The sequence below is a fragment of the Nocardia yamanashiensis NBRC 100130 genome (assembly GCF_001613325.1).
GTDB classification, from domain to species: Bacteria; Actinomycetota; Actinomycetes; order Mycobacteriales; family Mycobacteriaceae; genus Nocardia; species Nocardia yamanashiensis.
The window spans coordinates 31,310-42,511 of record NZ_BDCD01000021.1; the positions used below are offsets into that span (position 1 = coordinate 31,310).

Consider the following 11,202-nt stretch of genomic DNA (forward strand, 5'->3'; position numbering starts at 1 on the left):
ACCATGGCCATCGCCACCAAACCGTCGCTCACCCAGCGCGCGGTCATGTTGGTCAACGACAGCCTGACCATCACCAAACGCAATGTCATCAAGATCAAGCGCGTACCCGACGTGCTGATCTTCACCACGCTCTCGCCGATCATGTTCGTGCTGCTGTTCGCGTACGTGTTCGGTACCGCCATCGACGTGCCGGGGCTGGAGGGCGGCTACCGGGAGTTCCTGCTGCCGGGCATCTTCGCGCAGACCGTGGTCTTCGGCGGCACCTTCACCGGGCTCAGCCTGGCCGAGGATATGCAGAAGGGGATCATCGACCGGTTCCGGTCGCTACCCATGGAACCGGCCGCCGTGCTGATCGGGCGGACCGCGGCCGACGTCGTGATCAATGTGGTCAGCCTGGTCGTGATGTCGCTGGCGGGGCTGCTGGTGGGGTGGCGGATTCGCGGGTCGTTCCTGGACGCGGTGCTGGCGTACCTGCTGCTCCTGCTGTTCGCCTACGCGATCTCGTGGATCATGGCGGTCTTCGGATTGATGGTGCGGGCGCCCGAGGTCTTCAACAACGCGACCTTCATGGTGATCTTCCCGCTGACCTTCCTGGCGAACACCTTCGTGCCGCTGGACAAGCTGCCCGCGCCTTTGAAGCTGTTCGCGGAGTGGAATCCGGTATCGGCCTTGACCGAGGCGTGCCGCCAATTGTTCGGCAATACCAGCCCGGCCTTCCCGCCCGCGGATACCTGGTCCATGCGGCATCCGGTGGCCACGACCCTCATGTGGGTCGTGGGCATCCTGGTCGTGTTCGTACCGCTCGCGGTGCGTCAGTACAAGCGTTCCGTCAGTCGCTGACGGGGAAGTTCGGGGGCTAGACCCCCGGACCCCATCAGTGAGCCGCTGACAAGCTCGGTGCGGAACCGTTGCGCGAGTAACCCAGGCGCGGCGGTTCCGCGGCCGGGGCGGGTGGCTGGGGTCGGCGACTCACGAAAATCGCCACCACGCCACCCACCGCCGCCACTAGAGCCGCCGCGATTGTCCATTTCCGAAACGTCCCCAGCTCCATCCGACCACTGTGGCACAGCAATGGAATTCGCGCATCAACGCGACTATTCGACGGTGACGCTCTTGGCGAGATTGCGGGGCTTGTCCACATCGCGGCCCAGGGCGATCGCGGTGTGATACGCCAGCAGCTGCAGCGGAATCGTCAGGATGATCGGGTCGAGCTCGGTCCCCACCTTGGGCACGCGAATCACCGCGTCCGCCAAGCCATCCGGGATATCGGCATTGGTGACCGCGATGACCGGCCCGCCGCGCGCCTTGATCTGCTCGATGGTGGTGATGTTCTTGGGCAGCAGTTCGTCGTCCGGCACCAGCACCACGCTCGGCATCTCCGGGTCGATCAGCGCGAGCGGACCGTGCTTCAGCTCCGAACCCTGATACGCCTCGGCGTGAATGTAGGAGATCTCCTTCAGCTTCTGCGCGCCCTCGCGCGCCACCGGCCACATGCGGACCCGGCCGATGAAGAACATGCTGCGCGCCTTGGCATATCGGGCCGCCACGTCGGCGATGTGCCGCTCGTCGGCGAGCACCGCCTCGATGGCGCCGGGCAGCGCGCGCAGGCCGTTCACGATGCGCTCGCCCGAAGCCGCCGACAGGTCGCGTACCCGGCCCAGCAGCAGCGCCAGCATGGCGAACGACACGGTCATATTGGTGAGCGCCTTGGTCGAGGCCACCGAGACCTCCGGTCCGGCGTGCAGGAACACGCCCGCCCCGCACTCGCGCGCGATGGCGCTGCCGACCACGTTCACCGCGCCGATCACCCGGCCGCCCTTGCGCTGCAATTCCTGAACGGCCGCAAGGGTATCCAGGGTCTCGCCGGACTGGCTGATGGCGATGTACAGGGCATCCGGATCGACCACCGGATTGCGGTAGCGGAATTCCGAGGCCGGTTCGGCGGTGGCGGGGATGCGGGCCAGTTCCTCGATCAGCTGCGCGCCCAGCTGACCGGCGTAGTAGGCCGAACCGCAGCCCAGGAAGACCACCTTGGTGATGCCGCGCAGTTCGCGGGCGTCCATATTGAGCCCGCCCAGCACGGCGGTGGCGAAACGCTCGTCCAGCCGGCCGCGCAGGGCCCGGCGCACCGCCTCGGACTGCTCGGCCATCTCCTTGGCCATGAAGTCCGGGTAGCCGCCGAGCGCGTAGTCCTCGGCCGCCATATCGATGGTGGTGGGGATCTTGTCGGTGCGGCGCGCCTCGAGTCCCAGTGTGCTGGTGCGGAATTCGCCCGCGCGCACGGTGGCGAGCTCGCCGTCGTCGAGGAACACCACGCGCTGGGTGTGGTGCACCAGCGCGGCCACGTCGGAGGCCACGAACATCTCGCCGTCGCCGACGCCGAGCACGATGGGGGAGCCGTTGCGGGCCACCACCAGTTCGTCCGGGCGGCGGGCGTCCAGCACCAGCAGGCCGTAGGTGCCCTGGACGCGGTACAGCGCGGTGCGCACGGCGTCTTCCAGGGATTCGGCGTCGTCGAGGGCGGCGGCGATCAGATGCGCGATGGCCTCGGTGTCGGTGTCGGAGAGGAATTCCACCCCGGCGGCGGTGAGTTCCGCCCGGAGTTGTTCGGCGTTCTCCACGATGCCGTTGTGCACCACGGCGATCCGGCCGGAGCCGTCGGTGTGCGGGTGGGCGTTGGCGTCGCTGGGTTCACCGTGGGTGGCCCAGCGGGTGTGCGCGATGCCGACATTGCCGCGCAGGCGGGCGCCCTCGGCGTCGACGCGATTGCGCAGGTCCTGGACGCGGCCCTGGGTTTTGGTGATGCGCAGCCGGCCGCGGTGCGGGACGGCCAGGCCCGCGGAGTCGTAGCCGCGGTACTCGAGCCGGTGCAGGCCCTCCAATAGGACCGGAACAGCTTCCCGATGCCCGATGTATCCGACGATTCCACACATTGCGGGACGGACTCCTCACCCGTAGACGATGCGTCGCAGTTGTCGTTCGGTGAAGTCGGGGGCGGCTACCGGGCGTTGCGCGAGTTCGTCGGCGATCCGCTGCCAGATTTCGGCATTGCGGAGCTGACGTCCCTGTAGTTCGGCATGTCTGCGGCGCACGAACTGCTCGGCGGTCTCGTCGAAGTATCCGACGATATCGGCGACCACCCGGGCCGCGACCGCACTGGGTAATCCCGTGGAGGCCGCGACATGGCGGACCAGATCGACCGGAACCCCGTCATTCACTCGGTCGAGCCTGCCTTGTCCGAGCCGTTTCGACAACTTCTGTGCCCGAATTCGGGCAAGAAGTCACACGCTGACGCTGGGTCTTGGGGGCTACGCCCCCAAACCCCTAGGAAAGAGGGGCCAGCCGACGCGGCACGTGGAAGTGGGGCGCGCTCGACGTCCCCGGGAACGGGCCGGTTGCGAGTCCGGGTGACGGCCACCGGTCGGCCTGCCGTGGCAGGCGGCCGCTGGGCAGGACCTAGGCTGGTGCGCGTGACCTCACCGAATCAGACCGCCGTGGCCACGCTGCACACCAACCACGGTGACATCAAGATCTCGCTCTTCGGTAACCACGCTCCCCGCACGGTCCGGAACTTCCTGGGTCTGGCGGACGGCTCCGCGCCGTACACGAAGCCGAACGCGTCGGGCACCGATTCGGGGCCGTTCTACGACGGCAGCACCTTTCATCGGGTGATCGAGGGATTCGTCATTCAGGGCGGCGATCCGACCGGGACCGGGCGCGGCGGGCCGGGGTACGAGTTCAAGGACGAGTTCCATCCGGAGCTGCGGTTCGATCGGCCGTACCTGCTGGCCATGGCGAACGCCGGGCCGGCGACCAATGGTTCGCAGTTCTTCATCACGCTGGCCCCGCAGCCGACGCTGAATCGCAAGCACACCATTTTCGGTGAGGTCATCGACCCGGATTCCCGCAAGGTGGTGGACGAGATCGGGGCGACCGCCGTCGATCGCAACGATCGCCCGAAGGACGAGGTCGTGATCTCCGGGATCACCATCTCCTGAATCCGGCCCGACCCGAAGAGAATTCACATGAATCCGTACCAGCCCGCACCGACCTGCTTCAGACATCCGGACCGGCCGACCGGTCTGGCCTGCACTAGGTGCGGGCGCCCGGCCTGCCCGGAATGCCTGACCCCCGCGGCCGTCGGGCAGCACTGTGTGGAGTGTTATCAACAGGGCCGCAACGACGTGCGGCCGGTGCGCAACGCGGCGGGGATGGCGGTCGGGCAGCAGCGCCCGCAGCCGTACGTCACCTGGGCGCTGATCGCGATCAATGTGCTGGTCTTCGCCGCGACGGCGATCCAGGCCAAGAGCGTCATGGACAACCAGAACTCCCGGTTGTTCTTCGACTGGGTGCTGATCCCGGGCCTGATCGAGGGGGAGTGGTGGCGCGCGCTCGGCGCCGGCTTCCTGCACTACGGCATCATCCACCTGGCCGTGAACATGTTCGCGCTGTACGTGCTCGGCCCCTACTGCGAGATCGCGCTGGGCCGGGTGCGCTTCCTGGCCGTGTATCTGGTGTCGCTGCTGGGCGGTTCGGCCGCGACCGTGCTGTTCTCATCCGCGCTGACGGCCTCGGCCGGCGCGTCGGGCGCGATCTACGGCCTGTTCGGCGCGGTGGCCATCGTCATGCTGCGGACGCGGCAGAACCTCACCCAGATCCTGGTTCTGCTGTTGATAAACCTGGTGATCACCTTCTCGGTGCCGGGCATCTCCATCTGGGGACATCTCGGCGGCCTGCTGGCGGGCACCGTCGCGAGCGCCGGGATTCTCTATCTGCCGGGCTGGCTGAAGGCGCGCGACCTGCGCACGGCTTCGATCATCGGCTGGGCGACGGTCGCCGCGGTGGCCGTGCTCGAGGTGCTGGTGATCGTGCTGGCGGCCCCGAACGTGCTGGTGAACTAACCGATGTGGGCGCGGAGCGTGTCGAGGACTTCCTCGGGGCGCTCGCCCAGATCCCAGCGGCCGAAGACGATGAGCTTCTCGTCCCCGTCGTGGTTCACATCCAGTTCCAGCATGGGCATCTTGCGGCCGAGCCGGCGGTAATAGACCACGCGGGCGCGCAGCACCTGCTGGGCGGTGTAGCGGCGCGGCCCGGACAGGCCGCCGATCACCAGCGGGGCGGGCGTGCCGGGTTCGACGGCGAGCCGCGGTCGCTGCCGGAATCCCATCCCGGCCAGGGCCAGCAGACCCAGCGCGGCCAGGCCGATCAGTACTTTTCCGGCGCTGTCATTGGACAGCACGGCGGCCACGGCCAGCACCACACCGCCGACCGCGCAGGCGATCAGGGCGGCGGGAGGTGTGGACCACGCGAGCCGGGAGTCGGTCGATGTCACTGTCCCCACTCTCTCCTCGAGTTGTCCACAAGGTCATCCACAGGTGTGTATGAATAACAATGATGTAAGGCACTCACCGCCAGCGCATGGTCATGATCAGACCCACGACCATCAGGCCGAATCCGATCAGGAAGTTCCACGCGCCCAGATCGTTCATCCAGGTGATGTGCTCCGCGGCCAGGTAGTAGACCAGTAGCCAGGCCAGCCCCGCGAGCATGAAGCCCAGCATGATGGTGACGTACCAAACCGGCGACGGACCGGCCGCCTTCACGCGTACAGGCGTGCGGCTGGCCGGGTTGATCGTGTAATCGGTCTTTTTCCGGACCTTCGACTTGGGCATTATGTCCTCGGTTTCGGCGTGCAGTCTGCGTAAAGGTTATCCCAGGTCACTCGTAGCGTTCGTGACGACTGATCTCGCGCCGCCGCGGGTAACTCGTCGGGGACCCTCGAATTGGCTTCGGCACACGACGTCGGTACGGACGCGTGATCGGCGACGCTCGGCAAACTGCCCGCCGAAGTTCCGGGGAGGCGGGGGAGCCAACTACTCTCGACGTATGCGTGTACTCGTCGTCGACAACTACGACAGCTTCGTGTTCAACCTGGTCCAGTACCTCGGGCAGCTCGGAGCCGAAGCCGTGGTCTGGCGCAATGACGACGCACAGCTCGCGGATGTGGATCAGGTCGTCCAGGACTTCGACGGCGTGCTGATCAGCCCCGGTCCGGGTTCGCCGGATCGCGCGGGCCGCAGCATCGATCTGGTGCACGCCGCCGCCCGGCACGAGACCCCCCTGCTCGGGGTGTGCCTGGGACATCAGGCCATCGGAGAGGCGTTCGGCGCCACCGTGACCCGCGCGCCCGAACTGCTGCACGGCAAGACCAGCGACGTCTTCCATATCGGCGCGGGCGTGCTGGCGGGGCTGCCGGATCCGTTCACCGCCACCCGGTACCACTCGCTGACCGTGGTCGAGGAGACCATGCCGCCGGAGCTGGAAGTGCTGGGCCGCACCGAATCCGGCATCGTGATGGCGCTGCGGCATCGCACGCTGCCCATCCACGGCGTGCAGTTCCATCCCGAATCGGTGCTCACCCAGGGCGGGCACCGCATGCTCGCGAACTGGCTGGGCGTGTGCGGGCAGCGGCCCGACGAGGGCCTGGTGCGGACGCTCGAGGCGGAGGTAGCGGCACTGGTATGAGCGGATCGGCGCGTCCGCACGTGCTGCTGTCGGTGGCGGTCAGCGTCGACGGCTATATCGACGATGCGTCCCCGGACCGCTTGCTGCTCTCCAACGCGGCGGATTTCGATCGCGTGGACGCCCTGCGCGCCGAGTCCGACGCCGTCCTCATCGGTGCGGAGACCCTGCGCCGGGACAATCCGCGGCTGCTGGTCAACAGCGCGGATCGGCGCTTGCGGCGAGTCGCGGACGGTAAACCCGCGTATCCGCTGCGGGTGATCGTCACGGCGCGCGGGGATCTCGACACCAGGCTGAAGTTCTGGCACAGCGGCGGCGAAAGACTGGTCTATACCACCGATTCCGGCGCCTCCAAGCTCGGCGACGCCCTGGTCGGCCTGGCGGACGTCGTATCCCTGGGCGCGGCAATCGATTTCGGGGCGCTGCTCGACGACCTCGGCAAACGCGATATCGGACAGCTCATGGTGGAGGGCGGCGGATCCATCCACACCGCTTTCCTCGCCGGCGGGCTGGCCGACGAAATACGAATGGCCGTAGCCCCTTTGGTGGTCGGCGATCCGGCCGCCCCGCGCTTCCTCGGCCCCGGCGCCTTCCCCGGCGGCCCCAACCATCGGATGCACCTGGCCGACGTCAGCCGGATCGGTGACATCGCACTGCTGCGCTATCTGCCGAAGGAGGAGTCGGATGTCTGACGAATTGCGTTCGGACCGTGGCTGGATGCGGCACGCCATCGGCTTGGCGCGCCTGTGCCCGCCGAGTGAGACCGCCTTCTCGGTGGGCGCGGTGATCGTCGGCGTGGATGGCGTGGAGATCATCCACGGCTGGTCGCGGGAGACCGATGACAAGGTGCACGCCGAGGAATCGGCGCTGAACAAGCTCGAACCCGGCGATCCGCGGCTGCGCCACGCCACCATCTACAGCACCCTCGAACCGTGTTCGGTGCGCGGCAGCACGGACCGGACGCCCTGCACCGATCGCATCCTGCAGGCCGGCATCCGCCGCGTGGTCATCGCCTGGCGCGAACCCGGCACCTTCGTGGTCAATTGCGTGGGCGTGGAGAAACTCCGGGACCACGGCGTCGAGGTCGTGGAACTACCCGACCTCGCCGACGAGGCCATGTCGATGAACCGGCATCTGAAGCTCTGAAACGACGAAAGCCGCGCTCCCGGTGGGGAACGCGGCCTTCACGTTTACGTATGACCGATCACGGCGGGCCGAGCGAGAGCACCCCGGTCGTGATCGTCACCGTCTGCGTCTTCCCGATGGACGATCCCGCCGTCGGCTGCTGGCTCACGATCCGCCCGACCTCGCCGGTGTTCAGCGTGCTCTGCTGCCCCTGCGTGATCTGCCCGTTCCAGCCCTTCTGCCGGAGCGCGTCCGCGGCCTGCGACGGCGTCAGCCCGATCAGGCTCGGCATGGTGATCTGATCCCCGGTGGAGACCTGCACGGTCACCGTGGAACCCTTGTCCGCCATGGTCCCCGCCGCCGGGTTGGTGGCGATGACCGTGCCCTTGGCCTGCGAGTTCGGCACTTCCTGGATGTTCACCTTGAACCCGGCGCTGTCGGCCAGATTCGGTTGCGCCACATCGATGTTCTGCCCCACCACATCCGGCACCCGGACCTTCTCCGGCCCGGAGCCCAGGGTGACGGTGACCTGCCCGCCGGAGTCGGTCTTCTGACCTTCGCCCGGAATCTGGCTGGTGACCTTGTCCTTGTCCTCGGCGCTGGAGGCTTCCCGCTTCACATCCGGATTCATCTGCAGCCCGATGGAATTCAGTTTCTGCTCGGCCTGCTGCTGGCTGAGCCCGGCCAGGCGCGGCACCACGACCTGCGCGGGCCCGGTGGACACCTGCAGGGTGACGGTCGAGCCCTTGTCGATGCGTGAGCCGCCGAGCGGCTGGGTGGCGATCACATTGCCCGCCGCCACTTTGCTGTCCGGTTTCTCCTGGATAGCCACGCTGAAGCCGGCCTTCTCCAGATCCCGTTGCGCCAGCGCCGAGTTCTTGTTTGACAGTTCCGGCACCGTCACCTGGTCGGGGCTCGCGCCGGGTCCGACCAGCACCCACAGCAGGGCGGCGATCAAGGCCACCGCGGCCGCCGCCCCGCCCGCGATGAGCGCGGTGCGGCGGGAGCGCCCGGGTTCGACGATCTCCTGTTCGGTGGTGTCGTCGCGGCGCTCGACGGTGCGGTAGCTGCGCGGCGGCGGCAGATCGTCGTCGAGGAAGTCGTTGCGATCCTGATCGCTCATCACGATGGGCGCGGTGGGCTTCTGCCCGCCCAGCACCCGGATCAGGTCGGCGCGCATCTCCGCCGCCGTCTGATACCGGTTGGCCGGGTTCTTGCTCATGGCCTTGAGCACGACCGAATCGAGTTCGCGCGGCACGCCCGGATGCACGTGCGACGGCAGCCGCGGATCCTCCCGGACGTGCTGATAGGCGACCGCGACCGGCGAATCACCGGTGAAAGGCGGTTCGCCGGTGAGGATTTCGTAGAGCACGCAGCCGACCGAGTACACGTCCGAGCGCGCGTCCACCTGCTCGCCGCGCGCCTGCTCGGGGGAGAGGTACTGGGCGGTGCCGATGACGGCGGCGGTCTGGGTCATCGGATTCGAGCTGTCGGCGATGGCCCGCGCGATGCCGAAGTCCATCACCTTCACCGCGCCCGCGCGATTGATCATGATGTTGGCGGGCTTCATATCCCGGTGCACGATGCCGTTGCGGTGCGAGAAGTCCAGCGCCGCACACACATCGGCGATGATCTCCATGGCCCGGCGGGGCGCCAGCGGCCCCTTGCCGCGCACGATATCGCGCAGCGTGTCGCCGTCCACGTACTCCATCACGATGTACGGCAGCGGTCCGCCGTCGACCTCGGCCTCGCCGGTGTCGTAGACGGCCACGATGGCCGGATGGTTCAGCGCCGCCGCGTTCTGCGCCTCGCGCTTGAAGCGCAGATAGAACGTGGGGTCGCGGGCCAGGTCGGCGCGCAGCACCTTGATCGCCACGTCCCGGCCGAGCCGCAGATCTCGCGCCCGGTGCACCTCGGACATACCGCCGAACCCGATGATCTCGCCCAGCTCATAGCGGGAGGAGAGATTCTTCGGGGTCGTCATGGCAGTCCTTGCTCGGGCAGGGGCAGTGAGTTGTTGCTCTGACCACGTATTCCGTTGCCCCCCGGGAACGGGAATCCGGTGGGCAGTTCGATTGTGGGCGGCTTCGGTTTGGTGGTCGAACCCGCCCCGGCCGTTGTGGTCGGTTCGACCGGTTTCGTGGTGGTCGGCGCCTTGGTCGTGGTCTTGGGGACCGTGGTCGGCGGCTCGGTGGTGGGCGGCACCGTGGTCGGCGGCGGTTCGTAGGTGGTGACCGGCGGCTCGTAGGTCGGCACCACCGGCTTCTCGCGGGTGGTGGTGGGCGGCACGGTGGTCGTGGTGGACGGCACCACCGGCGGCACCACGACGGCGCTGGACTTGGTGGGCGTCGGCGTGTCGGAGGTATTGCTGGACAGCAGCACGAACGCGGCCGCGGCGCCGAGGATCAGCGCGCCCACGCCGAGACCCGCGACGGCCTTCTGGTTATTGGTGAACCGGCCGCCGCCCTCGTCCCCGGCGAGCGGGGCGATGGTGGCCGGACCGACCGGTTGCTGCGCGCCGGACAGCAGCACCGTCTGGCCCTCGCCGGTGGACTGCGGCGGCGGGCCGGGCTGCCGCATGGGCTGCGGAGGGGTGGGATAGCGCGTGGTGGCCTGATCGGACCGCATCCCCGGAATGATCATGGTGGGTCCGGGCGGCAGCACCCGGGTGGCGCCGGTGGGCGGCACCGCCGGAATCCCGCCGGGCGGGGTCGGCCGGCGGCCCGAGCGCACCGCGGCCACCGCGTCGGCGAATTCGCCGCCGTTGCTGTAGCGCTGGGCCGGATCCTTGGCCATGGTGATCTCGATCAGCTCGCGCACGTTCGGCGGCAGATCCGCGGGCAGCGGCGGCGGGGTGTCGCGCACATGCTTCATGGCGACGGTCAGCGCGCCGTCGCCGGTGAACGGCCGCGCGCCCGAAAGCGCCTCGTAGCCCACCACTCCCAGCGAGTACACGTCCGACGCCGCGGTCGCGTCCTCACCGGTGGCCTGCTCGGGCGCGATGTACTGGGCGGTGCCCATCACCATGCCGGTCTTGGTCACCGGGGAGGCGTCCACCGCCTTGGCGATGCCGAAGTCGGTGATCTTCACCTGACCGGTCGGCGTCACGAGAATATTGCCGGGCTTCACATCCCGGTGCACCACGCCCGCGGCGTGCGCCACCTGCAGCGCGCGCCCGGTCTGCTCCAGCATGTCCAGGCCCTGCATGACCGAGAGCCGGTTCAATCGGTTCAGCACCGCGTTCAGCGGTTCGCCCTGCACCAATTCCATGACCAGATAGGCGGTTTCGCCGCCGGACGGGTCCAGGGTCTCGCCGTAGTCGTAGATCCCCGCGATACCGGGGTGATTGAGCTGCGCCGTCGTCCGCGCCTCGGTCCGGAACCGATGCCGGAAGGTCGGATCCGCGGAGAACTCCGCCTTGAGCACCTTCACCGCGACCCTGCGATCGAGCCGGGTGTCGAGCGCTTCCCAGACCTGACCCATGCCGCCGGTGGCGATCAGCCGCTGCAGCCGGTACCGGTCCGCGATCATCGCACCGTTGTTCAGCATTCGAGT

At 68.1% G+C, this 11,202-nt stretch carries 12 protein-coding genes; 6 read left to right on the top strand and 6 right to left on the bottom strand.

Annotated elements, in window-relative coordinates; translation table 11 throughout:
* Nucleotides 1–3: 3 nt before the first annotated feature.
* Nucleotides 4–840 carry an ABC transporter permease gene (locus NY1_RS24465; RefSeq protein ID WP_067718324.1) on the top strand — a complete coding sequence of 279 codons (837 nt, stop codon included), beginning with the start codon at nucleotides 4–6 and terminating at the stop codon, nucleotides 838–840.
* A 254-nt stretch (nucleotides 841–1,094) separates the two neighbouring features.
* Here the strand turns inward: NY1_RS24465 and glmS are convergent, their stop codons facing one another.
* Both glmS and NY1_RS24475 read right to left on the bottom strand, forming a co-directional pair.
* The gene (gene glmS / locus NY1_RS24470) at nucleotides 1,095–2,933 is read right to left on the bottom strand and encodes a glutamine--fructose-6-phosphate transaminase (isomerizing) (protein WP_067717863.1); all 1,839 of its coding nucleotides are present in this window, start codon (nucleotides 2,931–2,933) and stop codon (nucleotides 1,095–1,097) included.
* 15 nt (nucleotides 2,934–2,948) lie between these two features.
* Complete coding sequence (locus tag NY1_RS24475) at nucleotides 2,949–3,218, bottom strand: hypothetical protein (RefSeq protein ID WP_067717866.1); 270 nt, start codon at nucleotides 3,216–3,218, stop codon at nucleotides 2,949–2,951.
* Nucleotides 3,219–3,470: 252 nt separating this feature from the next.
* Between NY1_RS24475 and NY1_RS24480 the strand changes: the two genes are divergently transcribed.
* Both NY1_RS24480 and NY1_RS24485 read left to right on the top strand, forming a co-directional pair.
* Nucleotides 3,471–3,998 carry a peptidylprolyl isomerase gene (locus NY1_RS24480; protein WP_067718326.1) on the top strand — a complete coding sequence of 176 codons (528 nt, stop codon included), beginning with the start codon at nucleotides 3,471–3,473 and terminating at the stop codon, nucleotides 3,996–3,998.
* Nucleotides 3,999–4,025: 27 nt separating this feature from the next.
* Nucleotides 4,026–4,901, top strand: coding sequence for a rhomboid family intramembrane serine protease (locus tag NY1_RS24485; protein WP_067717867.1), 876 nt, complete (start codon nucleotides 4,026–4,028; stop codon nucleotides 4,899–4,901).
* Here the strand turns inward: NY1_RS24485 and NY1_RS24490 are convergent.
* Nucleotides 4,898–5,332, bottom strand: a complete 435-nt coding sequence (locus NY1_RS24490; protein WP_067717870.1) for a PH domain-containing protein — start codon at nucleotides 5,330–5,332, stop codon at nucleotides 4,898–4,900. The genes NY1_RS24485 and NY1_RS24490 overlap by 4 nt on opposite strands.
* A gap of 73 nt (nucleotides 5,333–5,405) precedes the next feature.
* Nucleotides 5,406–5,672, bottom strand: a complete 267-nt coding sequence (crgA, locus tag NY1_RS24495) for a cell division protein CrgA (RefSeq protein ID WP_067717872.1) — start codon at nucleotides 5,670–5,672, stop codon at nucleotides 5,406–5,408.
* Nucleotides 5,673–5,886: 214 nt separating this feature from the next.
* On the opposite strand from crgA, the gene NY1_RS24500 reads away from it, so the two are divergent.
* From NY1_RS24500 to NY1_RS24510, 3 genes are read left to right on the top strand one after another with little or no spacing between them, the layout of a single operon-like run.
* Complete coding sequence (locus tag NY1_RS24500) at nucleotides 5,887–6,525, top strand: aminodeoxychorismate/anthranilate synthase component II (RefSeq protein WP_067717875.1); 639 nt, start codon at nucleotides 5,887–5,889, stop codon at nucleotides 6,523–6,525.
* Complete coding sequence (locus NY1_RS24505) at nucleotides 6,522–7,214, top strand: RibD family protein (RefSeq protein WP_067717878.1); 693 nt, start codon at nucleotides 6,522–6,524, stop codon at nucleotides 7,212–7,214. The genes NY1_RS24500 and NY1_RS24505 overlap by 4 nt, the downstream gene beginning before the upstream one ends.
* Nucleotides 7,207–7,668, top strand: a complete 462-nt coding sequence (locus NY1_RS24510) for a cytidine/deoxycytidylate deaminase family protein (RefSeq protein WP_067717881.1) — start codon at nucleotides 7,207–7,209, stop codon at nucleotides 7,666–7,668. Before NY1_RS24505 ends, NY1_RS24510 begins: the two co-directional genes overlap by 8 nt.
* A 58-nt stretch (nucleotides 7,669–7,726) precedes the next feature.
* Here NY1_RS24510 and pknB read toward each other — a convergent pair whose 3' ends face one another.
* Together pknB and NY1_RS24520 are read right to left on the bottom strand one after the other, a co-directional pair.
* On the bottom strand, nucleotides 7,727–9,631 hold the full coding sequence (gene pknB, locus NY1_RS24515; RefSeq protein ID WP_067717884.1) for a Stk1 family PASTA domain-containing Ser/Thr kinase: 1,905 nt from the start codon (nucleotides 9,629–9,631) through the stop codon (nucleotides 7,727–7,729).
* Complete coding sequence (locus NY1_RS24520) at nucleotides 9,628–11,196, bottom strand: protein kinase domain-containing protein (protein ID WP_067717886.1); 1,569 nt, start codon at nucleotides 11,194–11,196, stop codon at nucleotides 9,628–9,630. The genes pknB and NY1_RS24520 overlap by 4 nt, the downstream gene beginning before the upstream one ends.
* Nucleotides 11,197–11,202 lie beyond the last annotated feature (6 nt).

Excerpts from the sequence above, each read along its gene's own strand:
- pknB (WP_067717884.1), bottom strand. The coding sequence starts at position 9,631 with ATGACGACCCCGAAGAATCTCTCCTCCCGCTATGAGCTGGGCGAGATC.
- glmS (WP_067717863.1), bottom strand. The coding sequence starts at position 2,933 with ATGTGTGGAATCGTCGGATACATCGGGCATCGGGAAGCTGTTCCGGTC.
- NY1_RS24505 (WP_067717878.1), top strand. The coding sequence starts at position 6,522 with ATGAGCGGATCGGCGCGTCCGCACGTGCTGCTGTCGGTGGCGGTCAGC.
- NY1_RS24510 (WP_067717881.1), top strand. The coding sequence starts at position 7,207 with ATGTCTGACGAATTGCGTTCGGACCGTGGCTGGATGCGGCACGCCATC.
- NY1_RS24500 (WP_067717875.1), top strand. The coding sequence starts at position 5,887 with ATGCGTGTACTCGTCGTCGACAACTACGACAGCTTCGTGTTCAACCTG.
- NY1_RS24465 (WP_067718324.1), top strand. The coding sequence starts at position 4 with ATGGCCATCGCCACCAAACCGTCGCTCACCCAGCGCGCGGTCATGTTG.
- crgA (WP_067717872.1), bottom strand. The coding sequence starts at position 5,672 with ATGCCCAAGTCGAAGGTCCGGAAAAAGACCGATTACACGATCAACCCG.
- NY1_RS24485 (WP_067717867.1), top strand. The coding sequence starts at position 4,026 with ATGAATCCGTACCAGCCCGCACCGACCTGCTTCAGACATCCGGACCGG.
- NY1_RS24520 (WP_067717886.1), bottom strand. The coding sequence starts at position 11,196 with ATGCTGAACAACGGTGCGATGATCGCGGACCGGTACCGGCTGCAGCGG.